Annotated in this window: 24 protein-coding genes; 14 read left to right on the forward strand and 10 right to left on the reverse strand. The window is 38.7% G+C overall.

Annotated elements, in window-relative coordinates:
- Positions 1-32 precede the first annotated feature (32 nt).
- The 3 genes from ACOI1D_RS06355 to ACOI1D_RS06365 form a co-directional block, all read right to left on the reverse strand.
- On the reverse strand, positions 33-884 hold the full coding sequence (locus ACOI1D_RS06355) for a DegV family protein (RefSeq protein ID WP_422500142.1): 852 nt from the start codon (positions 882-884) through the stop codon (positions 33-35).
- Between the two features lie 120 nt (positions 885-1,004).
- Positions 1,005-1,541: an MFS transporter gene (locus tag ACOI1D_RS06360; RefSeq protein WP_422500144.1), complete on the reverse strand. Its 537-nt coding sequence runs from the start codon at positions 1,539-1,541 to the stop codon at positions 1,005-1,007.
- Positions 1,538-2,968: an FAD-binding oxidoreductase gene (locus ACOI1D_RS06365; protein ID WP_422500146.1), complete on the reverse strand. Its 1,431-nt coding sequence runs from the start codon at positions 2,966-2,968 to the stop codon at positions 1,538-1,540. Before ACOI1D_RS06365 ends, ACOI1D_RS06360 begins: the two co-directional genes overlap by 4 nt.
- Positions 2,969-3,245: 277 nt before the next feature.
- Between ACOI1D_RS06365 and ACOI1D_RS06370 the strand changes: the two genes are divergently transcribed.
- The 6 genes from ACOI1D_RS06370 (at position 3,246) to rsgA (ending at position 9,514) form a co-directional block, all read left to right on the forward strand.
- Positions 3,246-3,590: a DUF485 domain-containing protein gene (locus ACOI1D_RS06370; protein WP_422500148.1), complete on the forward strand. Its 345-nt coding sequence runs from the start codon at positions 3,246-3,248 to the stop codon at positions 3,588-3,590.
- Positions 3,587-5,125 carry a cation acetate symporter gene (locus tag ACOI1D_RS06375; protein WP_422500150.1) on the forward strand — a complete coding sequence of 513 codons (1,539 nt, stop codon included), beginning with the start codon at positions 3,587-3,589 and terminating at the stop codon, positions 5,123-5,125. Before ACOI1D_RS06370 ends, ACOI1D_RS06375 begins: the two co-directional genes overlap by 4 nt.
- 115 nt (positions 5,126-5,240) lie before the next feature.
- Positions 5,241-5,363, forward strand: a complete 123-nt coding sequence (locus ACOI1D_RS06380; RefSeq protein ID WP_422500152.1) for an RAxF-45 family protein — start codon at positions 5,241-5,243, stop codon at positions 5,361-5,363.
- A gap of 111 nt (positions 5,364-5,474) precedes the next feature.
- Positions 5,475-7,115, forward strand: coding sequence for a ribosomal protection-like ABC-F family protein (abc-f, locus tag ACOI1D_RS06385; RefSeq protein WP_422500154.1), 1,641 nt, complete (start codon positions 5,475-5,477; stop codon positions 7,113-7,115).
- 184 nt (positions 7,116-7,299) lie between these two features.
- Positions 7,300-8,124, forward strand: a complete 825-nt coding sequence (locus ACOI1D_RS06390; protein WP_422500156.1) for an aldo/keto reductase — start codon at positions 7,300-7,302, stop codon at positions 8,122-8,124.
- A gap of 325 nt (positions 8,125-8,449) precedes the next feature.
- Positions 8,450-9,514 carry a ribosome small subunit-dependent GTPase A gene (gene rsgA, locus ACOI1D_RS06395; RefSeq protein ID WP_422500158.1) on the forward strand — a complete coding sequence of 355 codons (1,065 nt, stop codon included), beginning with the start codon at positions 8,450-8,452 and terminating at the stop codon, positions 9,512-9,514.
- A gap of 69 nt (positions 9,515-9,583) precedes the next feature.
- On the opposite strand, the gene ACOI1D_RS06400 is transcribed toward rsgA, so the two are convergent.
- A complete protein-coding gene (locus ACOI1D_RS06400) occupies positions 9,584-10,123 on the reverse strand; it encodes an HD domain-containing protein (protein WP_422500160.1) in 540 nt (179 codons plus the stop codon).
- Between the two features lie 163 nt (positions 10,124-10,286).
- Between ACOI1D_RS06400 and ACOI1D_RS06405 the strand changes: the two genes are divergently transcribed.
- The 8 genes from ACOI1D_RS06405 (at position 10,287) to ACOI1D_RS06440 (ending at position 17,985) form a co-directional block, all read left to right on the forward strand.
- Positions 10,287-11,129: a VOC family protein gene (locus tag ACOI1D_RS06405; RefSeq protein ID WP_422500162.1), complete on the forward strand. Its 843-nt coding sequence runs from the start codon at positions 10,287-10,289 to the stop codon at positions 11,127-11,129.
- 543 nt (positions 11,130-11,672) lie between these two features.
- On the forward strand, positions 11,673-12,596 hold the full coding sequence (locus tag ACOI1D_RS06410; RefSeq protein WP_422500164.1) for a DMT family transporter: 924 nt from the start codon (positions 11,673-11,675) through the stop codon (positions 12,594-12,596).
- 17 nt (positions 12,597-12,613) lie between these two features.
- Positions 12,614-13,669, forward strand: a complete 1,056-nt coding sequence (gene fni, locus ACOI1D_RS06415; RefSeq protein ID WP_422500166.1) for a type 2 isopentenyl-diphosphate Delta-isomerase — start codon at positions 12,614-12,616, stop codon at positions 13,667-13,669.
- A 90-nt stretch (positions 13,670-13,759) separates the two neighbouring features.
- Positions 13,760-14,623, forward strand: coding sequence for a VanW family protein (locus tag ACOI1D_RS06420; protein ID WP_422500168.1), 864 nt, complete (start codon positions 13,760-13,762; stop codon positions 14,621-14,623).
- 78 nt (positions 14,624-14,701) lie between these two features.
- A complete protein-coding gene (locus tag ACOI1D_RS06425) occupies positions 14,702-15,142 on the forward strand; it encodes a DUF2188 domain-containing protein (RefSeq protein ID WP_422500170.1) in 441 nt (146 codons plus the stop codon).
- Positions 15,143-15,309: 167 nt separating this feature from the next.
- Positions 15,310-16,179 carry an MBL fold metallo-hydrolase gene (locus ACOI1D_RS06430; RefSeq protein WP_422500172.1) on the forward strand — a complete coding sequence of 290 codons (870 nt, stop codon included), beginning with the start codon at positions 15,310-15,312 and terminating at the stop codon, positions 16,177-16,179.
- 71 nt (positions 16,180-16,250) lie between these two features.
- Positions 16,251-16,973 carry a DsbA family oxidoreductase gene (locus tag ACOI1D_RS06435; RefSeq protein WP_422500174.1) on the forward strand — a complete coding sequence of 241 codons (723 nt, stop codon included), beginning with the start codon at positions 16,251-16,253 and terminating at the stop codon, positions 16,971-16,973.
- A gap of 292 nt (positions 16,974-17,265) precedes the next feature.
- Complete coding sequence (locus ACOI1D_RS06440; protein WP_422500176.1) at positions 17,266-17,985, forward strand: SurA N-terminal domain-containing protein; 720 nt, start codon at positions 17,266-17,268, stop codon at positions 17,983-17,985.
- Between the two features lie 175 nt (positions 17,986-18,160).
- Here ACOI1D_RS06440 and hisC read toward each other — a convergent pair whose 3' ends face one another.
- The 6 genes from hisC to hisB form a co-directional block, all read right to left on the reverse strand.
- Positions 18,161-19,219, reverse strand: coding sequence for a histidinol-phosphate transaminase (gene hisC, locus ACOI1D_RS06445; RefSeq protein WP_422500178.1), 1,059 nt, complete (start codon positions 19,217-19,219; stop codon positions 18,161-18,163).
- Positions 19,212-19,853, reverse strand: coding sequence for a bifunctional phosphoribosyl-AMP cyclohydrolase/phosphoribosyl-ATP diphosphatase HisIE (hisIE, locus tag ACOI1D_RS06450; protein WP_422500180.1), 642 nt, complete (start codon positions 19,851-19,853; stop codon positions 19,212-19,214). Before hisIE ends, hisC begins: the two co-directional genes overlap by 8 nt.
- 2 nt (positions 19,854-19,855) lie before the next feature.
- Entirely contained in the window at positions 19,856-20,617 is a 762-nt protein-coding gene (gene hisF / locus ACOI1D_RS06455) for an imidazole glycerol phosphate synthase subunit HisF (protein ID WP_422500182.1), read from the reverse strand.
- Positions 20,607-21,329, reverse strand: coding sequence for a 1-(5-phosphoribosyl)-5-[(5-phosphoribosylamino)methylideneamino]imidazole-4-carboxamide isomerase (hisA, locus tag ACOI1D_RS06460; protein ID WP_422500185.1), 723 nt, complete (start codon positions 21,327-21,329; stop codon positions 20,607-20,609). Before hisA ends, hisF begins: the two co-directional genes overlap by 11 nt.
- Positions 21,326-21,931, reverse strand: a complete 606-nt coding sequence (gene hisH, locus ACOI1D_RS06465) for an imidazole glycerol phosphate synthase subunit HisH (protein ID WP_422500187.1) — start codon at positions 21,929-21,931, stop codon at positions 21,326-21,328. Before hisH ends, hisA begins: the two co-directional genes overlap by 4 nt.
- Before the next feature lie 99 nt (positions 21,932-22,030).
- Entirely contained in the window at positions 22,031-22,615 is a 585-nt protein-coding gene (hisB, locus tag ACOI1D_RS06470; RefSeq protein ID WP_422500189.1) for an imidazoleglycerol-phosphate dehydratase HisB, read from the reverse strand.

Genomic DNA, 22,615 nt, shown 5'->3' on the forward strand with positions numbered 1-22,615 from the left:
TCACCCAGTGTAGCTCAGGCGGCAGGAAGATTTTAAACCTCTAGTCCTGCAATCCCGAAACCTCCAGGTCCAGCGTGAGTTGAAATCATGGCGCCAGCTTGCATCCATTTTATATTTTTAAAACCAGCTTCTTTTGCTAGTTTATTCATGCGTTGCATGATACTTTCATCGAGACCAATTGAGTATTGAAAATAGAGTTGCTCCCGGTCAATGTCGTATTGACTTAAATAATCCTGCATAAGTTTCTCTGTTACTCCACTCATTTTACCACGATATTTTTTAGTAGAAACAAGATTCCCGTCAATTAACTCAATGCGTGGTTTTATTTTTAACAAAGCCCCACCTAGATAAGCGACATTACTTACACGTCCACCAGCTCTTAGAAATTCTAAACTGCCTGGAACGAAAGCCAGCCTTGATTTAGGTACTATTGCTTCAATTTTTTCTATTAAGTGTTCAGGTTCAATCGTGGGTTCTTTTTCTAATAGATTAACAGCATACATCACGATAGCAGTTAATCCACCTGTAACGTTTAATGCGTCAATAAGGTGAAGGTCATTAAAATCTTCTGATGCAATTATTGCATTTTGGAAGGATGAAGATGCCTTTGACGTATAACCGATATGAATAATGACGCAATCAGGAAAGTCCGTTTTTATTTGCGTGAAAAACTCATGATATTCATGCGCATTTGTTGACGTTGTAGAGGGTATTTTTTTCGTCTGCTCATAATTTTTAAATATATCCTTTACTGGTAACGAGCCATCTAAGTAATCTTCCCCACCCATGATGACGTGCATTGGGACCACTTGAACAGCGTGTTTGTCAGCTAAATCTCCAGGTAAATCTGCTCCACTCTCAGTCGACAAAATAATTTTTTTCATCGTATCTCCCCTTTCATATATAAAGCCGTTGCTGTTCATGCTGTACCTTCATTATCTACCTTTAATTATACAGTAAAAGAGCAAACCATTCATTAACGGACTCCATCATACATGTTCTTTTTATTCTTTCGGCGCTTTAAGAATTACAAATGAAGCTAGTATATAAACAAAGGAAATCAAATAAAACAGACTGGCAATCGTTAAAAAATCAATCAGGTAACCTGTTAAAATAATTCCTAACCCACTCCAAATTGATACGTTTAAGTGGTAACTACCAATCCGTTTGCCTGCAATACTTTTATCAATGTCTCTCGCAAGAAAGGCTTTTTCTGTATTTTTATGAACAGCGCCCAAAATCCCCATTACAATCTGGATTATATATACCTGCCATACATGAATGAGAAGGGGGATAATTAACATTACCGCTGCCATCCCCCATGTATACATAAGCAACATTCTTTTGTCACCAAATTTGTCGCCAAACCGACCGATAATTGGATAGGTAAATGCAGCGGATAGTGTAAACAATCCATAGGCCCAACCGAACTGTGAATAACTCTCCCCAACGTTTTTAATTAACAATAAATAAAAGGGAAAGACAACACTGCCTGCTGTAATCAGGATACTTTGAGCGGTAAGGAATTTACGGAAATTCATGGGCTGTACTCCTTGTAAAATAGATTCATAAACGTTTCATTCGGGTCAAAATGCTTCTTTTGATTAAAAAATTCCTTGTTATGTGGATAAGCTTCATCCATTTGTCCCTGTGTGGGATAAGCGTAATATGGCAAGTAATAGGACCCATTGTGCTCCAGGGTAACATCTATCATCTTTTGTATGACTTCTTTGGTATGTTTAACAGAACTTTCGCTTCTCCCTTGGTTAATTAATAGAACCAAAGCAAACATATCTTCTTTTGCATAGGATAAAACCGCTTCCTCGTCCTGATTAACGTAGCGAACAGTAATATTTAATAGATTTAGCTTCTCCTGCTCAAGCAATGTCCGTAAATCATCAATATAGGAAGTGAACGCATCTACAGGCACAAAATATTCCTGTAATGTTTCCGTTTTAGACGGGTTGTTATACACCATAAATTGACTGTCAGATCGCATCACATTGTTTCGTGTTATGTAATCACCATCTTGACTGACATAAAATTTATCCTGGGCTTCCCAAAGTAGGTTCTTGCCCCATCCACTATACCTTGATAAACCCAGTAGGAATTTCTGAGGGGCGACCAGTTTTTCTTTTTCAAGGGAAGAGAAACTTGTTAGTTTGGATTGGTCCGCTGATAGTTTGTAATCTGTAACAAACATTTCACGTAATAAACTGTCTGGTGCAACTGAAATTCTAGCAATATGCATCCTAATACTGGGGTCTCTTTTAACTTCATTAAGAAAATATGCTGGATAGTCCTGATAGTCTAGTGATTTTGATCGTATTTGGTACAATTCATCGTCAGTCAGTTTTAACGTTACATCTAAAATAATGCCAAACAACCCATATCCACCAATAACGAGAGGAAATAGATTACCATTTTTCGTGCGACTTACATGTATGATATCTCCCTCTGGTGTAAGCAATCGAAATGATTTTACCGTATCAATCAATGAGCCATACCTAATATCTCTGCCGTGAGCATTTACACTAATTGAACCACCAACAGTGAAAATGTTTTGAGATTGCATTACACGAATCGCTAGGTGATCAGGGTTAATTTTCTTTTGAATATCTTCCCAAGTAGCCCCACTTTGGACCGTAATCGTTTTACTAGCAGGGTTATAGTCGAGGATCTTGTCATAATCCTTCATATCAACCATTATTCCACCCGGGTAGTAGGTGTGCCCTCCCTGACTGTGCTGCATCCCGGCGACAGATACTTTTTCCCCGTTTGCTATTGCACCTTTTAGCCAACTTTGCAGATCAGACTTACTTGTGGCTGCGTGAATTTCTTTTATTTTAGTTGGCAGGAGATGGCCGACATCCTCCACAACAATTGGTTTATGGTTATAGAACCAAAGAGAGCAGATTAATGCCACTCCGTATACAGTTAAAGTAACAATCGTCACACTCTTTTTCAAAATGATCTCTCCGATTTTTTAGCGTATGTTATCAGTCATTTCATATCACTTAGTCTCTCAAAATGCCATTTAGTTTTTATGTTTTGATTGTTTTATTTTACCATAGATTATCATAGCTTGAGGAAGGTCGATTGGAATTAACAGATAGATACTATATTAATAGGTACTATTGACTGGTAATTTACGCTTTTTATTCAAAATGCCTATTGACAATAATTGGTGCTAAAAGTAATATGAATGTGTATTCAGATTTTTTAAAAAATAAAGGAGGTTTAATATGGGGAATGCAGAAATGTCAGAGTTTAAAAGTGAACCTGATTACGAGAGTGTGGCAAATAGTACCGAATTTCAAGAGTTATTGTCCAAACGAAGAAAATTTATTTTTCCATTAACTATTTTCTTCTTATTATTTTATTTTTCTTTACCGCTATTAACTTCATATACAACCATCTTAAATGCACCAGCTATTGGCGACATATCGTGGGCATGGATATATGGATTAGCACAATTTGTTATGACATGGGTACTTTGTTCGATGTATGTAAAAAAGTCGGCTTCCTTCGATCATGAAGCAAAACAGATTATCTCAGATCAATTGGAAGAAGGAGGTCGTGTAGAGTGAATGCATCCGTCGTAATTATGTTCTTAGCAATTGTTTCACTCACGCTTGTAATTACATATTTCGCTGCCAAAAAAACACAAACAACAGGTGACTTTTATACAGCAGGTGGGGGATTAACAGGTTGGCAAAATGGACTGGCTATTGCAGGTGACTACTTATCAGCTGCCTCTTTTCTTGGTATCGCTGGAGCTATTGCATTATTTGGTTTTGATGGTTTCTTTTATAGTATTGGATTTCTAATTGCGTACCTAGTTGTTTTGTTTATAGTAGCAGAACCATTACGAAACCTAGGTAAATACACGCTGGCCGATATGATAAATTCACGGTTTGAGGCAAAAAAGGTTCGAGGTGTTGCAGCCCTGAGCACAATAACAATCGTAATCTTCTACATGATTGCTCAACTTGTTGGAGCGGGGGCACTAATTCAATTGCTATTTGGTATTGATTATTGGATTGCTGTATTAATTGTAGGAGTAATGATGACGATATACGTACTTTTTGGAGGAATGACAGCTACAAGCTGGGTGCAGATTGTTAAAGCGGTTTTATTAATGATTGGAACGATTATCATTTCTTTCCTTGTCTTAGCGAAGTTTAATTTCAACATTCTTGAAATGTTCAGTCAAATGAAAACAGTTACTAGCCATGGAGAAAATTTTTTAAATCCGGGCCTAAAATACAAAGACTCACTCGGAACAATTTCGTTAATGATTGCACTAGTTTTAGGTACGGCAGGACTACCACACATCCTAATGAGATTTTTTACCGTTAAAGATGCTAAAACTGCGCGAACATCTGTTGTTACTGCTACGTGGGTTGTTGGTATTTTTTATGTGCTGACGATTTTCCTTGGTTTTGGCGCTGCGGCGTTTGTAGGTTCTGAAACGATTCTAGGTGCGAACCCAGCCGGAAATATGGCTGCACCATTGTTAGCTGAAGCATTGGGTGGCAACTTCCTGATGTCATTTGTATCTGCTGTTGCGTTTGCGACAATTTTAGCTGTAGTATCAGGTTTGGTATTATCAGGGGCATCAGCGTTTGCGCATGATGTTTATGGACAAATAATTAAAAAAGGACAAATATCCGATAAGCAGCAAATGTTAGCTGCAAAATATGCGTCAATTGGAGTAGCAGCTTTATCAATCTTGTTGGCTTTGTTTGCACAAAATTTGAATGTTGCTTTCCTGGTTTCTCTAGCGTTCTGTGTTGCGGCTAGTGCTAACTTGCCTGTAATCATTTACACAATATACTGGAAGCGTTTTAACACTTCTGGTGCAATGACAGCTATGTTAGCCGGTTTGCTTTCTTCTGTTATTTTAGTAATAATTGGCCCAAATGTATTCTCACCGGTAGAGGGAGCAGCAATATTTTTGGGTGAACCAATTTTCCCATATTCCAATCCAGCAATAGTATCAGTACCGCTTGGATTTATTGGTGGTTATATTGGAACGCTTCTATCTAAGGAAAATGATCTAAAACAATATGCTAAGGTGCAAGTTAAGGCAACTACCGGATATCGTGAAACTGGGAATTAAAAAAGGTGGTCACTGATATTATATGACTGCAGATACAAGTTTACAATATCCTTTATATTGACATCTAATAGTTTTTCTAATAAACTAAAAACATTAAATAAAGGAGGTGGGGAACATGTTTCAAATTACTGGTAAAAGCATTTCAAAATTCAGAGAATACCTCTGGATGTGTTATGCGCTTTTTTCTGCAGTTTGTTGTAACGGGATACGTCTGTCCTTTTATCAAACAAATCAATGAAAAATACCAGTAAGAGACATCTGCCCACTAGCGATATAACGCGTGAAGACGACGGGGAGTACATATCTCTGTCGTCTTTTATTTGTCTCTTCAAAACGGAGGAAGAGAAAAATGATTATCTGTAGTTTGAAAAATGTTACACAAACATATGGTGCTAATACCATTTTTAGTGATATGTCATGTGAAATTAATGAGAATGAACGAATTGGATTAATAGGTCGTAACGGAGAAGGAAAAACAACTTTATTGGATTTAATAGCGCAGAATACCGATCCTGCAGAAGGTACTATCAGCTGGAAGAAAAACATAACGGTTGGTCTTTTGCAGCAATCACCAGATGTTGATGATCACAAGATGGTTGAATCACTTCTATATGAGGTGTTTGCCTCATTAACAGAATTGAAAACAAAAATGACTACTCTTGAAAAAGCAATGGCAACTGAAACAAATCCGGATAAATTAAACCTTCATATTGAAAAATATGGCCTCTTACAGGAGAAGTTTCAGGAAGAAGGCGGCTATGAGATAGATTCCCAAATTAGACGAATAATGAGTGGGCTGCAAATTACAGATTTAGCAGCAAAAGAATGGGGACAATTGAGTGGTGGAGAACGGACAAAGGTGGGATTAGCGCAGCTCTTATTAAAATCTCCAAACCTATTGTTATTGGATGAGCCAACTAATCATTTGGATTTGTTTGCAATTGAGTGGCTCACTGATTTTATAAAAAATTACCATGGGACAGTGATTATTGTATCGCATGATCGCTATTTTTTAGACGAAACAGTTACTTCTATTCTGGAAATGGATCAGGGTGAATTGATTCGGTACGTTAGTAATTATTCAAATTATGTGAAGGAACGTGAAGCCCGCCTGTTAATAGAGTTCCAACAGTATCAGGACCAGCAAAAGAAAATGAAAAAAATGCGTGACACGATTAAGCGTCTGAAAGAATGGGCGAATCAGGCCAACCCTCCAAATGCCGGCTTGCATCGGCGGGCAAAAAGTATGGAAAAAGCATTAGCGCGTATGGAGACAGTGAAAAAGCCTATTTTGGAACAAAAAAAGATTAACCTGGATTTTCAAATGAATAAACGAAGCGGAAAAGACGTCGTGATTGTTAAAGATGTTTCTAAAGGATTTAACCAGCAACCTTTGCTGACTAATGTGAACATGCATGTACGTTTTCAGGAAAGAATTGCGATTATTGGCGAGAATGGGTGTGGAAAGTCAACCCTACTGAAAATGATTTTGGAAACAGAACAATATGATGACGGCAAAATTAAGCTCGGAAGCAATTTATCCGTTGGTTTTTTGTCCCAGCATATGCTTGAAACAAATGGAGAAAGGTCAATTATTGATGAATTCCGTGACCAGGTTCATGTAACGGAAGGTGACGCTCGAGGAATTTTGGCAAAGTTTCTTTTCTACGGAAAAACGGTGTTCCAAAAAGTGAGCAGTTTAAGTGGTGGTGAACAAATGCGTTTACGTTTGGCTCAGCTTGTACACCAGGACCATAATTTGTTGATTTTAGATGAGCCAACAAATCATTTGGATATTGAATCCAAGGAAGTTTTAGAAGAAGCATTAGAGCAATTTGAAGGCACGATACTTGCTGTTTCACATGACCGCTATTTTCTGGATCGATTATTCCCGCTTACCTATTTGGTTGCTGATGGTGAGCTAACAAGATTTGAGGGGAGTTTTACATTTGCTCGGAAAAAGTGGACAGAACTGGATTCCGATAGTTAAGGAAGTACGGATTGGGTAGCAATGACCTTTTAAAGAAAATATAAGTAAGGGAGATAACACTACCAACCAGTTATAAAGAGGACTCTGGAATTTCTGAGGCTAAAATGTGAGCTTAAACTTTTCCAGTAAGCACTTCATTATGATAAAATCCTACTATACTAATTGTAAGGAAGGAAGCGATTTAATGAAGTTTATTACACTAAATAACGGACTTCGTATGCCACAACTTGGGTATGGTGTTTGGCAAGTTCCTGAAGATGAAGTTACACCAGCCGTATCTAAAGCAATAGAAGTCGGATTCCGTTCAATTGATACAGCAAAAGTTTATAAAAATGAACGTGGTGTCGGTGAAGCTATTGCAAAAAGCGAAGTTCCACGTGAGGATCTGTTCATTACAACAAAGGTTTGGAATATAGACCAGGGATATGAAAACACTTTAAAAGCATTTGATGAAAGTTTAGAAAAACTAGGTCTTGATTATGTTGATCTATACCTCATTCACTGGCCAACACCAGAGTTTGATGATTATGTAGAAACATATAAAGCGATGGAAAAATTATACAAGGACGGCCGTGTTAAGGCAATAGGAGTTTGTAATTTCAATATCGAGCATCTCCAACGTCTTTTGGACGAGTGTGAAGTTACACCAGTCGTTAACCAGGTCGAATGCCATCCATATTTACAACAAACGAAGCTTCAGGAATTTTGTACAAAAAATGACATTTACCTCGAGGCCTGGAGCCCACTTATGCAAGGCGGAGAAGTACTGGAAAATGAAGTGATCCAAGAAATTGCAAAGAAATACAAAAAAACTCCAGCACAGGTAATTATTCGCTGGCATTTACAAAGTGGCAAAATTGTCATTCCAAAATCTGTTACACCATCGCGTATCGAGGAAAACTTTGATGTGTTTGGATTTGAGCTAAGCAAAGATGACTTAGAAAAAATTTCCAAGCTTGATCGTAATGAGCGCAAAGGTCCTGAACCAAGTGAAATGAATAAAAGATAGGTTGATTTTGAGCAGGCATGGAGAGAATCCGTGTCTGCTTTTTCTTTCATTTATTACCCGGGAAATAAATTGTAACTTATTGTCGTTTTCGGGGAATTATAAAAAATATACATGTGGACTATTTAAAATTTAACAAAATAACCAGGCGCACCGATAGTAATTTTGTAGTATACTATTATTAAAATCTTGTTCATCCATTTTGGAAGGAGTGGTGTTTTATGGCTATATATAAAATTGTATTTCTCAACCAGCAAACACAGATCAAAGTGGAGGAACGGTCAGCGTAAGCACGGTCTTTCCTCTAAACAATAGGAGGAAAACAGTATTGAATAAGCTTGAAGCAATTGGATGGGAACAATCTGTCCAAGATATTAATGAAGATGAAATCGCACGCGTGATTGCGGTTCAGAAAAATAGTTACCGGCTATTAGATGGAGAGACAGAGTACTTTTCACACTTGAGCGGTAAGTTTTTGAATCAAGCTCATGGCACATTGGACTTACCAGCGGTAGGAGATTGGGTCGAAGTTAAGAAATTGCCAGACGAACAAAAGGCAGTGATTAACAGAGTATTGCCGAGGAAAAGTCAGTTTGTCCGGCAAGCTGCAGGAAACAAAACGGAAGCGCAAATTGTTGCTTCTAATATGGATGCTGTATTTATCGTAAACTCGCTTAATCATGACTTAAATTTACGTCGAATCGAGCGATATATTTTGTCAGCATATGAAAGTGGAGCCAGCCCTATTATAGTTCTAACAAAAAAAGACGCTTGCTCGCAAGAAGAAGTTGATGCGATTATCACTCAGGTTGAAGAAGTGGCGATAGGTGTACCAATAATACCGATTAGCAGTATTACAATGGAAGGAATCGATCAGTTGATGGCATACCTTCCTGCGCGCAAGACTGTCGCACTACTTGGATCTTCTGGAGTAGGTAAATCCACCTTAGTGAATTCTTTAGTTGGAATTACTGTGCAGGAAACCAAGGACGTTCGTGAGTCAGACAGTAAAGGGCGGCATACAACAACCCATCGGGAAATGTTTCTGTTACCAGGTGGGGCCATGCTGATTGATACTCCGGGCATGCGGGAATTGCAATTGTGGGAAGGGGACTCAGCAATAGATGCAACCTTTCAGGATATTGAAGTTTTCGCAAGCCTATGTAAGTTTGCGGACTGTCAGCATGAAACAGAGCCAGGATGCCGAGTCCAAGAGGCTATAGGAAATGGAGAGCTACCAGAGGAACGATTCCAAAGCTTTTTAAAACTACAACGTGAACTTGCGTATGAAAAAAGAAAGCAAGATCAAAAGGCTCAAATAGAAGAAAAAAACAAATGGAAAAAGATAAGCAAAAATCAAAAAAATAGCTACAAACATCGTAAAAAACGGTAAAGTCTAAAAACAAACACCAGCCTTGAGAACTCTAGGCTGGTGTTTATTCTTCTAAAATTTTCATGCTTCTTATTTAAATACACGTTTTACAGCTTCGACATATTCATCAAAAAAATCAGGGACATAGTCTGAGTTAATCCCAACATACATATTCGTAGCGATTGCTTCATTATACCATTTCTGTTTCTCCACACCTGCGTTAAAGTTATCCCATACAGAATCACCCTGAGCCTTCAAATCGTGTTCCAACCCTAGTAAATTATCAAGTTTATCTGCAACAATCAAGTATTTAACTTCATTTTCAGCGTGCTTAACAACATCAATAGTATGTTGTTTTCTTTCCTGCCACGATTTGGATTTGTCTTCTGTGTGAGCAGCAACAAGTTCGGCAACCCTTGCTCCAAATGTTTCTTTAATATCCTCAATTTCATATGGAGTATCTTCAACAACATCATGTAAATAGCCGGCACAAACAGCTTCATCGGAATAACCTGATTCTTCTAATCTTTCAGCAACCCGGATTGGGTGTGTAATATAAGGTGCTTTGGAGTTCTTTCTAGTTTGTCCATGATGTGCCTTTTCTGCAAATTCTTTAGCAAGCTGCTTCATCCCTTACACCTCTATTCTTGATATCGTTTACCATTAATTGCATCCTAACATAATCTTAACCTAAAGTGGGTATATAGTAAGTACAGCATTGCGTTTTTCTTTCAAAAAAATCAAAAAACAAGTAAACTAGAGATAACAATAATCGATTATGAGGAGTACAGCCATGACATTTCATTCAAATGAAACCAGGCACGTTAACCACATTCATCTAAAAGTTTCCAATTTACAACGTTCACTTTATTTTTATCAAAAAATATTGGGGTTTCGTGTAGTTGAACAGCAGCCGATGCTTGCAAAGCTAGCTGCTGGTGGAACAAGACCAATGTTAACAATAGAACAAGTGAAAAATGCTAGGTCACTAGATTCAAGCAAAACTGGTCTTTTTCATATAGCATTTTTGTTGCCAGAACGGGCTGACTTAGCAAAAGTACTCCGGCATTTTATGCACAGAGGCTATCCTGTCCAAGGTGCATCAGACCATTTAGTTAGTGAAGCATTGTACATTGCAGATCCAGATGGGAACGGGGTTGAGATTTATGTTGATCGGGATCCAGCAGAATGGACCTGGAGTGGAAATGAAGTTGAAATGAGTACGTTGCCGCTAGACGCAAATGAGTTAATGAAGGAAATTGCAGAAGATGGCTGGCAGGGGATGCCTGTTGGGACAGTTATCGGACATATTCATCTGCAAGTTTCAGATTTAGAAACTGCAGGTGATTTTTATACAAAAGGTTTTGAATTTGATATTGTAAATCATTTTGGGTCGCAAGCATTATTTATATCCTCAGCAGGTTACCATCATCATATTGGGTTAAATATCTGGAACAGTAAGGGTGGAGCGGTCCCTGCGGGTGACGAGGTTGGGTTAAAAAGCTACATTATAGTAATACCAGAAAACAAACGTATGGAAACCGTTGAACGTTTTCAAAACATTGGTGTCTCAGTTAATCTTGATGGTGATAAGTATTTCGTTATCGATCCTTCAGGAAACCAAATCTATTTTTAATTTAGGGATGTTTTCATAAGCTTCGCTGCTTTTTAATCATCTCAGTTGATGAATAGTGCGACATAGTGAAAATTCTTTTGACGCCGCCGTTCCGGCAGAATACTTCGCTTTCCACGGGCACGGCCTCAGTCTCCTCAGAAGCAAAGAACGCTTCTTCCGGGGTTCGTATTCTGCCTACACTAAGATAGATTCCTACTCATTAATTCTGTGTTTTTACGGGATACTTCTCCCTTGAACAGAAAGCTATTTAAGCGGAGGAAAAATGCGAGACTCCAATGGGAAAGGAACAGTCTGAAGACCCCGCAGTGAGCGGTTTTTGCTCCGAGGAGGCTGAAGCGTTCCCCATGGAAAGCGAGTGTTTTTCCGTAGCGCTGGATTTAGCACCATCTAATAAATGGTGGTAGGAAATAAATTCAGATGTTACGTCGCAGTTTATTGATAAACTGCCTTAGCTAAACAATTATCACGGAACACACAGTTGGCTTTTTCCATATGCATTTGATATAGTTTTTGCAGGAAAGAATATGGAAGAAGGCTCATCGAATGAAGGACAACCAATCTATCGCCATTTATTTCTGGATGCTGCTTGTCCCATTGTTCTGGGGTGGTGCATTCGTAGCAGCAGAGCATGTTATCACCGAAATCCCCCCAGTGACTGCTGCGGCATTTCGGTTTGGCATTGCTGGTATATTACTATCAATCTATGTTCTTTGGAATAAAAGAATTGATATAGAAGCTTTTAAAAAACAATGGAAGACCGTATTGGCTATGGCCATCACAGGTATATTTGGATATAATATTTTCTTTTTTATCGCTTTGGATATTACTTCAGCAATAAACGGTTCATTAATTGTAGCAACAACTCCGGTACTTGTAACACTAGGTGCGGTATTGTTTTTAGGTGAGGTATGGAATAAGCAACTTAGTTTTGGGTTAATCCTATCATTACTAGGAGTCTTTGTTGTCATCTCTAAAGGCTCCTTATCAACAATATTATCACTTGAATTTAACGCAGGAGATTTACTGTTTATAGGCGGTTTGCTCAGCTGGGTAGCGCATGGTCTTCTAGGTAAGATTGCGATGCGAGATGTTTCTCCAGTAGTTACAACAGCGGCAACAACATTAATTGGTTCCATTTTTCTTAGCGCAGTTTCTCTTTTTGAAGGTGGGTGGGGTGACATTCTTGACATGTCAACTCAGGCTTGGGGAGAAATGGCCTTTATGATTGTCTGTTCATCAGTAATCGGATTCTTATTGTGGAACAATGGTATTAAGCAAATCGGGGCCAGTAAAGCGAGTATTTATATGAACTTAGTCCCAATTAACACCGCGTGGCTGGCAGTTGTTTTTTACCAATCAACTATCACTTGGGCGCAAATTCTTGGTATGGTTATGGTGATCATGGGTGTTTATTTTGTAACATTACACCCATACTTGAAAAATAAACAAAGAATCGCAGCAAAATAAATGTGGAGGGTATACACATGGATTTAGGAATAAACAAACGTAAAACGGAACATATTCGATTGTGCTTAAATGACAACGTGGAAGGTGTCAACAAAACAACAGGACTTGAAGGAATTTCATTTATACATAACGCTTTACCAGAAATTGACTTTAATGATATTCAGTTAGAAACCACTTTTCTGGGTAAAAAAGTCAATGCACCATTTCTCGTTAGTTCTATGACTGGGGGCTCTGAGCTCGCTGAAGAAATTAATGGTAATTTGGCTAAAGCTGCTGAGCAAAAAGGGTGGGCAATCGCACTTGGATCCACTCGTGCATTGCTTGAGAGTGACGCGCATATGAACTCGTTTCTTGTTCGACAGCATGCACCTACCGCTCCGTTGATTGCAAACATTGGTGCGGTACAATTTAATTACGGATATGGAGCAAGAGAATGTCAACGAATTGTTGATTTAACAGAGGCGGATTCGATTGTCCTGCATTTAAACAGCCTGCAGGAAATCACCCAGGACGAGGGAGATATTAACTTTCATGAATTGCTCCCCAAAATAGAAGAAGTTTGTAAAAAACTAACCGTTCCAGTTGGCGTCAAAGAGGTTGGGTTTGGGATAGAAGGTACAGTTGCAAGGCGATTATTTGATGCAGGAATCTCGTACATTGATGTTGCTGGAGCTGGTGGGACCTCCTGGAGTCAAGTTGAAAAGCTTCGCTCAAAGGACCCATTACGAAAAGCGGCGGCAGAAGCCTTTAACAGCTGGGGTATTCCCACAAAGGACTGTATTGTTTCAGTTAAAAGTGAACTAGGATCAGCGGTACCAGTTGTAGCCAGCGGAGGAATGAAAACAGGAGTTGACGCGGCAAAAGCATTAACAATTGGTGCTGATGTAATTGGCTTTGCTCGTAAACTGCTACAGGCTGCAACCGAGTCGGAGGATGCTGTCATTAAAGCAATGGATCAAATTGAGATGGAATTAAAAATGACCATGTTTGGCATAGGTGTTAAAACCATTGATGAATTAAAAAATACGAATCGAGTAACTATAATGGGACGTTCATTATTAGATAAAAGCTAAAACTCCAGGGTTTTAGCTTTTTTTTCATGTCAATCGATTACATGATTTTCTATCCCTTAAGCAATACTAATACTAGGAGGGATATAACTTATGCTTGAATTTTTTTTGTCATTGCATTTATTTATGGTTCCATTAGAAAATATAAACCATCAACTAATCATTAATTCCAGTGAACAGGAGATTCGAAAAATTGAACTAGCAAAATATGAATTATCTTACTTAAATAGTTATTTCATAAATAACAAAGAATTAGGAAGTCTTAGTAATAAAATAAATGAAGATATTTACAAAGCACCTGTAAATGCAACATTAAACAAGAAAGGAGAAATTAATAAAGAAAAACTCGGGATAGGGTTGGATCGACATAAATTTCAACTACTTTTCCTAAAATCTTTCTATTCTGGAAAAACCACTACTATCGAAATCCCTACAAAAAAAGTGTATCCACATGTTGATACGGAACTTTTATCAGAAATTAAGGAAAATAAAATTGGTCATTATGTTACGTATTATAAGAAAAGTAACAAGGAAAGGACACATAATATTAAACTTGCTGCAGCTGCAATCAACAATAGTGTTGTTTTTCCAGGTGCAACATTTTCGTTTAACAAGGTTGTCGGAAAGCGCACAAAAGAACGGGGGTATAAACGTGCGCCAGTCATTGTTAAAGGGGAAATTGCTGAAGATATTGGAGGAGGGATTTGCCAGGTTTCATCGACATTATATAATGCAGTCAGCTTAAAAGGAGTTCAGATTGTTGAACGCTATTCACATAGCAGGAGTGTGCCATATGTTCCACCGGGAAAAGATGCTACTGTTAGTTGGTGGGGACCGGATTTCGTTTTTAAGAATATATATAATCAACCAATTTTAATTCGTGCAAAATCTTTTGAAGGAAAGATGGAAATCGGAATTTTCTCCTCTAGTTCTACAGAAATTTATAAAGGTGAATGAGTTTTTATGTTCTGTAGTTTAATACAACTTGTGTGGGGTATTATACTTACATGAAAAATAAAACAGGAGGGTCGACATATGCCTTGGACTTTAGAAGATTATCCTTCATCATTCAAAAACCTAGATAAAGTTATTCGAAAAAAAGCCATTGATATTGCAAATTCAATGCTGGATGAGGGTTATGGTGAAGATAGAGCAATTCCTATCGCAACCAGCCAAGCTAAGGAATGGTATGAAAATGCCAGTGAAAATGAAATAAACGACTATGATAAGAATGGTCAACCCACCAAACGCTCAGAAGAAGGAAAAAAATATGACAACAATCCCGAGCGACTTGAAGAGGATGAAATAGTAGTCTCGCATGAAGATGGGTGGGCAGTGAAATCAAGAAATGCTAAGCAACCTAGTCAAGTTTTCGATAACAAAGATGACGCAATTAAGCGGGGTCGCGAAATTGCTAAGAATGAAGGAACAAAACTAGTAGTGTACAAGCAGGACGGAACAGTTCAGAAGTCATAGACTTTCGAGCAATCGGCTGAAGTTCACACGATTTTGGCTCAAGTTCACACTTAGATGGCCCAAAATCACACAAAACCAAGTACAAGTTACCCTCAAAAGTGAAGGGTAACTTTTTTTGGTTAATATTGTCCATTTCCTCTCATACTAAAAAAATGGAGGTGTAACAAATGGATAAACAGACGAATGAAAATCAAATAGAGAACAGCATGCTGCGCTTTATGCCGATGACTTCAATTACAAGTGGCACAGGTAGTGAAGTGCTTAACGACGTGTATTATTATACCGATCAGATTGTAAATATTTGTTTTATTGGCACACCAGAATCAGGGGATTGGGTGTTACTTGACGCTGGAATGCCTAAAGCTACACCTGAAATTAAATCGGTTGTAGTGGATCGCTTTGGACGGGAAAGTAGGCCTTCTGCAATTATTCTCACTCATGGCCACTTTGATCATGTTGGCGGTCTTGTAGATTTAGTGGACGAATGGGAGGTCCCTGTATATGCGCATGAATTGGAAATTCCGTATTTAAATGGAGAGAAGTCATATCCGAAACCGGATTCAACTGTCGAAGGTGGGCTGGTGGCCAAGGCTTCTGCGTACTTTCCGAATGAATCTGTAAATTTGGGGGAATCTGTAAAAGCGTTGCCAGCTGATGGAAGTTTACCCGGTCTTGAGGATTGGCAATGGATTCATACTCCAGGCCACACACCAGGACATGTATCCTTATTCAGGAAAAAAGATCGTGTACTAATCTCTGGGGATGCATGTATTACAGTTAAGCAGGATTCCTTTTATAATGTGCTAATGCAAAGCCCTGAACTGAACGGGCCACCACGATACCTTACTACAGATTGGGATGCTGCACGTGAATCAGTTAATAAGATCGCGGCACTTAACCCTAGTATAATGGTGCCTGGACACGGTCCTGCAATTGATGGTGAAAAACTTGAAACCGGGTTAAAAAGCCTGGTTGAAAACTTCAATCAAGTAGCGATACCTGATTATGGGAAGTATATTGACAAGAATCTGCATTAGGGCATAAGCACAATGTTATCGAGAAACCCTTATTCTATGCTACAATAACTAACAGAAATGAGGTGTTAGTTATGAGAATTGACGTCTATTCAGATTTTGTTTGTCCATTCTGCTACATTGGTAAACGCAGATTGGAATTAGCATTAGAACAATTTTCAAATAAAGATAAAGTAACGATCACATATAAAAGCTATGAACTTGACCCGAATGCAGAAAAAAACCCTAATAAATCGATACACGAATTGCTAGCTAGCAAGTATGGGATGAGTGTGGAAAAGGCGAAGCAATCAAATGAAAACCTGGGAATCCAAGCAGCAGAACTTGGGTTAACATATCGGTTTGAAACGATGAAACATACAAATACCTTTGATGCTCACCGACTTGCAAAGTACGCTGAGGAGCAAGGCAAGGGTAAAGAGATGACGGAGCGTTTGCTGCATGCATATTTTACAGAATCACTGCACATCTCGGATTACGCCACGTTAGTAGATATAGCTGAAGATTTAGGCCTAGATAAGGATGCGGTCATTGACGTACTTGAGTCAAGCGACTATGCGAAAGCAGTTAGAAGAGACGAGCAGGAAGCACAGCAGATTGGAGTAAAGGGTGTACCATTCTTTGTTTTCAATGAGAAGTATGCAGTTTCTGGTGCACAACCACCAGAAGCGTTTTCTGAAGTAATTGAGAAAGTCTGGGAAGAAGAAAAGGATCAGCCAATAATACAAACTTTAAATCCAAAGAAGTCAGAGACAACTTATTGTACTGGTGATGGATGTGAGAGTGAAACAGAATAGCTTGATTCTTATCGAAAAAGCTGTCATTTGGAAGGGTTAAAACTTCTTCTGAATGCCGGCTTTTTTGGCAATAAAGAAAGGTATAAAAGCTTTCTTTCTGCATAAGTGCAACCAAATATATGTGGCAAAATTAAGGTACAACAGCACTAAAATGACTCCAAAGTGTAAAGAACCCGTTTAACTGTTGTTTGTGCAAGGGTTTAAAGGGATTTAACACGAACTTAGTACTTGCATTGCTATCCCGAAATGTGTTTGAATGTAAAGATAAAGTTATGAAATGAGGGACTCACCCATGAAAAAAATGATTATGTTAGTTTTGGCATTAAGTTTAACTGTAGTTCTAGCTGCATGTAGTGATGATTCTGATTCTGCAAGCACTAACAAGGATGACAAGAGCTCTAAAGAAACCACTGAACCGAAGAGCGAAGAAATTAAAATCACAGATGATGAAAAAGTAGACAAAGAAAAGGTTGTCACTAAAATAAATGGAGAAGAGATTAAAGGAAAACAATACAACGCTTCCTATGCCCAAACAAAAATGTTAATGGATCGTTATGAACAAGATGTAAGTGATGTAAAAAAGGTGAAGGAACAAACGTTAAACGTCATCGTTGAACAGGAGCTTCTAAAACAAGCTGCTGAGGACAAGGGTATTAAGGTAACTGATGAAGAAATTCAAAAAGAGTTTGAAACCATTAAATCAGAAAATGCCGATAAGTTTAAGACGGCATTGGAGCAGTATAATCTAACTGAGGAGACTTACAAAGAGCAGTTAGCGTTTGAAATTACACTTCAAAAGTATATGAAGAAGGAATTAAAAGCTACAGAAGTTACTGAAGATGAAGTACAAGCCTACTATGAAAAGTTAAAAGAGCAAAGCAAAGATGTGCCTAAATTAGAAGAAGTGAAGGAACAAATAAAAAGCCAATTGAAACAACAGGATCAACAAGAGAAGTTACAGGCTAAAGTGAAACAGTTAAAGGAACAAGCAACTATTAAGCATATGATATAAAGTAAAGACTCCTGCCTTTTAGATGGCAGGAGTCTTTTTCATGAAATAAGAAAGTATAAAAATTTGGCTTTGTTAAGCTTGCTTACAGTAACAGCCACGTCCAGCTCCAGCGCCCAGAGACTAGCGAGACTTCCCTCGCCTTCGTACGTCTCTACCCAGGGCGCTTACGCTTTTGTTATTGAATAATAAATTTCAGCTTATTTAGTAAAAATTCCATATCCTCATCTGTACCGATTGTGATTCGCAGATAATTATCTATAGGTGATTTATTAAAATGTCTCACTAATACATTTTGTTCTTTTAACTTTGTATAAACGGTATTGGCATTTATTTTATAATGGCACACAAATAGGAAGTTTGTGTCCGACGGCAAAATGGAAAAACCCATTTTCTTAAGTGATTGCGTTACCCATTCCCGAGTGGAGACTACATTTGCCACGGTGTTATTAAAATAATCTTCATCTGTTATTGCTGCCTCAGCTCCAGCTATAGCCAGACGGTCAATTGTATACGAATTAAAGGAATTCTTGACTCGGTTTAACGCCTCAATAAGTCCTGGATGGCCTAATGCAAAGCCAATACGCAGGCCGGCAAGGGAACGGGATTTTGACATGGTCTGTACAACGAGTAGATTTTCGTATCTGTTAACTAGAGTTACTGCAGATTCTTTTGCAAAATCCACATATGCCTCATCTATAATAACAACACGATTAGGGTTGCTTTCCACTATATCGGCTACATGAGCCAAGTCTAAATAAACGCTTGTAGGCGCGTTTGGATTTGGAAAAATCACACCGCCTTCTGATTGAAAAAATTTATCAATTGCTAAAGAAAAATCTCGATTAAGCGGCACTTCTTCGTATGGTATATTAAACAGCTTTGCATACACTGGGTAAAAACTGTATGAAATACTGGGAAAACGAATAGTCTGATCAGGTTCAAAGAATGCCATAAAACTAAAAGCGAGAACTTCATCTGAACCATTTCCAACAAAAACCTGATCCGAGTCGAGCTTATTATAGCTTGCAATTTTTTCCCGTAATGAATCAACGGTTGGTGAAGGGTAACGGTGAAGTTTATTGTTCAGTTCTGCCTGAATCGCATTTATTACCATAGGCGAGGGTGGGTATGGGTTCTCATTCGTATTTAATTTTACCAAATCCACCTTTTCGATTTGTTCGCCAGGTACATAGGGTTCTGCACGAAATACAGCTGAGCTCCAAAATTTATTCACGTTGGTTCCCTTCCTTTTGTATGTGGCGTCCATACAGTTCCTTCTTAATGTCATTAATGGAAACCTCAAGTATCTCCATTAATACAAGAGTATGGTAGGTTAAATCCGCAATTTCCCAAATAACTTCCTGTCTATCATTATTTTTAGCGCCAATGATCACTTCGCTCGTCTCTTCTCCAACCTTTTTTAATACCTTGTCAATGCCTTCGTTGAATAAATAAGTTGTGTATGAACCATCAACAGGGTTTTGGTGTCTTTCTTGTATCTTCTTGGTTAATGCATGAACCACGTTGCGTTGGTTGGGCTCGTTTTCGTGAAGTGTACGATAAAAGCAGCTTTCTTCTCCCGTATGGCATGCAGGTCCTTGTGGTTCTACTTGAATGAGAAGCGTATCAGCGTCACAGTCAAATGTGATATCCTGGACAACCTGTTTGTTGCCGGACGTTTCTCCTTTATTCCACAATTCTTGCCTGGAGCGACTAAAGAACCATGTTTCATTTGTTTCCATTGTTTTTGCCAAGGATTCCTCGTTCATATATCCAAGCATTAGAACTTCTCCGTTAGTAGCATCCTGGATAACTGCAGGAATCAAACCTTTTTCATCGAATGTAAGCTGATCTAAATCTGCCTTCATGATTACACACTCCTTATGGCTATGTTATTACGAATTAGATAATCTTTTAAGTCTGGTATTCTAATTTCATCATAATGAAATACAGAAGCAGCAAGTGCCGCGTCTGCTTTTCCATTGGTTAAGACTTTGGAAAAGTGTTCAAATGATCCTGCGCCACCACTGGCAACGATAGGAATATTTACGCTCTCAGCAATTTGTTTCGTAAGTGGTATATGGTAGCCATCCTTTACACCATCAGCATCCATTGCATTAATAACCAGTTCTCCCGCACCTAACTCTGCGCCACGAACTGCCCACTCAACGGCATTCATATTTGTGTCTACACGTCCACCATTTAAAAAAACAGATATTTCATGCTCACTTGTTGTTTTGGCATCAATGGAAAGTACAACACATTGACTTCCAAATTTCAGTGCTGCTTCGGTCAGTAGGAAAGGGTTTTTAACTGCTGCACTGTTGATAGACACTTTGTCAGCACCTGCGCGAAGAACACGGTGGACATCTTCAACGGTACGAATTCCCCCTCCAACTGTGAATGGGATTGAAATTTCAGCCGCGACTTGTTCTACAATATCGAGAAAAATATCACGGTTATCACTTGAGGCTGTTATGTCGTAAAAAACAAGTTCATCTGCACCTTCGTCACTATAGCGTTTTGCTAATTCGACAGGGTTTGCTACATCCTGAATGTCCTGAAACTTCTTACCCTTCACAACACGACCGTCTCTTACGTCCAGGCATGGAATAATTCGTTTAGCGAGCATCATTTTCACCCTTAATGAGTTCAGCTAAGGAAAGGGACCCATTATACAATGCCTTTCCTAAGATACCGCCATATAAATCCATTTGCTCTAATTTTCTAATGTCTACAGTACTTGATATTCCTCCCGACGCAACGATATCCTGCTTGGTAAGTTCATTTATTATTTCAAGCTCCTCAAAGTTCGGACCTGCCAGCATGCCATCTTTTAAAATATCTGTATATATAATCGTCTTCACACCAAGTAGGTCTAATTCTTTAACTAAATCAACCGCTAGGACCTCGCTGGTTTGAAGCCAGCCATTTGTTGCAACTTTACCATTGCGCGCATCAATTGAAATTGCAATTTTATCTCCGTATGCTGCTACTGCTTCACGTAAAAAATCTTTGTTATCGATAGCTGCTGTCCCAATGATCATTCTTGCTATACCAATTGATTGATAGTTTTTCAGGCTTTGCATAGAGCGGATCCCGCCACCAACCTGAACCGGAATTTGTACGGAATTAACGATTTTTTCAATTGTAGTTAGGTTAGTCATTTCACCTGTTTTGGCGCCGTCTAAGTCTACAACATGAATGAATTCTGCTCCTTCATTTTCCCATTGCAGTGCTACCTCTACAGGTGAATCATTATAAATTTGTTCTTGTTTATAATCACCTTGTGTAAGGCGCACACATTTTCCGTTTCGTATGTCGATAGCTGGAAAAAGTATCATGTAATCATCTCCCCGAAATTCTTTAAAAGCTGTATCCCAGCTTGACCACTTTTTTCTGGGTGGAACTGCATGCCGACTACATTATCCTGTTGGACAATGGCAGGAACCTGACCGCCGTAGTTACAACTGCTGACTAGTGTGCTGGTACCCAGTTCTGCAACATAGTAAGAGTGTACAAAATAAACATAACTGTCATTTTCAATTTGGTTTATTATAGGGGTTTCCTGGTGATTCGTAAGTGTATTCCATCCCATGTGTGGAACTTTTACTGAAGAGGAAATGCGTTGTACTTTGCCTTGGAGTAATCCTAAGCCATTCCATTCTCCATCTTCAAAGCTTTGGTCATATAATAATTGCATTCCTAAACAGATTCCAAGTAGTGGTTTACCACTAGAGGCTTCTTGTTTTAGAACACTAAGTAAATCATGAGATTCCAATGCCCTCATTGCATCATTAAATGCACCAACACCAGGCAGAACAATAGCATCACTTGCCTCTATGGTTTTCTTGTCTGATGTTACACAAGTTTCTAAGCCTATCTTATCAAAAGCAAACTGTAGGCTTTTGATATTTCCTGCGCCATAATCTATTATTGCAATCATATGGAAAGTCTCCTTTTGTTTGAATGGACACAAAGTTCGGTGCCCATTCACATTCCTATCTATTTGTACGTCACTAAACGGTCGCTTCCGCTTTTCTTCCTACAACGATCCTTTTGTGGATGGGATTCCGGTGATTCTTGGATTTTCGAGGGTTGCTTCGTCCAGTGCTCGCCCAAAACCCTTAAAGATAGCTTCTATGATATGGTGGCTATTCTTTCCATAATTGAGCTCGATATGAAGGGTGAGATTTGCATGCCTAACAAATGCTAGAAAAAATTCTTCGACGAGTTCTGTATCAAAGTCTCCAACTTTATCCTTCAAACCCTCCACTCGGTAAACAAGATAAGAACGACCGCTGATGTCTATTGAAACGGTAGACTTTGCTTCATCCATGGGTGTTGTGGATGTAGCATAGCGATTAATGCCTTTTTTAGATCCTAAGGCTTGATGGACAGCTTGACCCAGCACAATACCGATATCTTCAACGGAGTGATGTTGATCAACTTCCAAGTCACCATTACATGAAAGATTTAAATCAAACAAGCCGTGCTTTGTCATAAGAGTAAGCATGTGATCCAGGAACCCGACACCTGTATGAATAGTAGAAGCCCCGTTTCCGTCAATAGCTAATTCGGCTTTAATAGAGGTTTCATTTGTAGTACGCTCTATTTTACTAGTACGCAT

The organism is Virgibacillus sp. DJP39, assembly GCF_049310925.1.
Lineage (GTDB): Bacteria > Bacillota > Bacilli > Bacillales > Amphibacillaceae > Virgibacillus_F.

Bases quoted from the DNA above. Each gene is read 5' to 3' on its own strand.
- ACOI1D_RS06355 (WP_422500142.1), bottom strand. From the start codon at position 884: ATGAAAAAAATTATTTTGTCGACTGAGAGTGGAGCAGATTTACCTGGA.
- ACOI1D_RS06360 (WP_422500144.1), bottom strand. From the start codon at position 1,541: ATGAATTTCCGTAAATTCCTTACCGCTCAAAGTATCCTGATTACAGCA.
- ACOI1D_RS06370 (WP_422500148.1), top strand. From the start codon at position 3,246: ATGGGGAATGCAGAAATGTCAGAGTTTAAAAGTGAACCTGATTACGAG.
- ACOI1D_RS06380 (WP_422500152.1), top strand. From the start codon at position 5,241: ATGTTTCAAATTACTGGTAAAAGCATTTCAAAATTCAGAGAATACCTC.
- abc-f (WP_422500154.1), top strand. From the start codon at position 5,475: ATGATTATCTGTAGTTTGAAAAATGTTACACAAACATATGGTGCTAAT.
- ACOI1D_RS06390 (WP_422500156.1), top strand. From the start codon at position 7,300: ATGAAGTTTATTACACTAAATAACGGACTTCGTATGCCACAACTTGGG.
- ACOI1D_RS06400 (WP_422500160.1), bottom strand. From the start codon at position 10,123: ATGAAGCAGCTTGCTAAAGAATTTGCAGAAAAGGCACATCATGGACAA.
- ACOI1D_RS06405 (WP_422500162.1), top strand. From the start codon at position 10,287: ATGACATTTCATTCAAATGAAACCAGGCACGTTAACCACATTCATCTA.
- ACOI1D_RS06410 (WP_422500164.1), top strand. From the start codon at position 11,673: ATGAAGGACAACCAATCTATCGCCATTTATTTCTGGATGCTGCTTGTC.
- fni (WP_422500166.1), top strand. From the start codon at position 12,614: ATGGATTTAGGAATAAACAAACGTAAAACGGAACATATTCGATTGTGC.
- ACOI1D_RS06420 (WP_422500168.1), top strand. From the start codon at position 13,760: ATGCTTGAATTTTTTTTGTCATTGCATTTATTTATGGTTCCATTAGAA.
- ACOI1D_RS06425 (WP_422500170.1), top strand. From the start codon at position 14,702: ATGCCTTGGACTTTAGAAGATTATCCTTCATCATTCAAAAACCTAGAT.
- ACOI1D_RS06430 (WP_422500172.1), top strand. From the start codon at position 15,310: ATGGATAAACAGACGAATGAAAATCAAATAGAGAACAGCATGCTGCGC.
- ACOI1D_RS06435 (WP_422500174.1), top strand. From the start codon at position 16,251: ATGAGAATTGACGTCTATTCAGATTTTGTTTGTCCATTCTGCTACATT.
- ACOI1D_RS06440 (WP_422500176.1), top strand. From the start codon at position 17,266: ATGAAAAAAATGATTATGTTAGTTTTGGCATTAAGTTTAACTGTAGTT.
- hisIE (WP_422500180.1), bottom strand. From the start codon at position 19,853: ATGAAGGCAGATTTAGATCAGCTTACATTCGATGAAAAAGGTTTGATT.
- hisF (WP_422500182.1), bottom strand. From the start codon at position 20,617: ATGCTCGCTAAACGAATTATTCCATGCCTGGACGTAAGAGACGGTCGT.
- hisA (WP_422500185.1), bottom strand. From the start codon at position 21,329: ATGATACTTTTTCCAGCTATCGACATACGAAACGGAAAATGTGTGCGC.
- hisH (WP_422500187.1), bottom strand. From the start codon at position 21,931: ATGATTGCAATAATAGATTATGGCGCAGGAAATATCAAAAGCCTACAG.
- hisB (WP_422500189.1), bottom strand. From the start codon at position 22,615: ATGCGTACTAGTAAAATAGAGCGTACTACAAATGAAACCTCTATTAAA.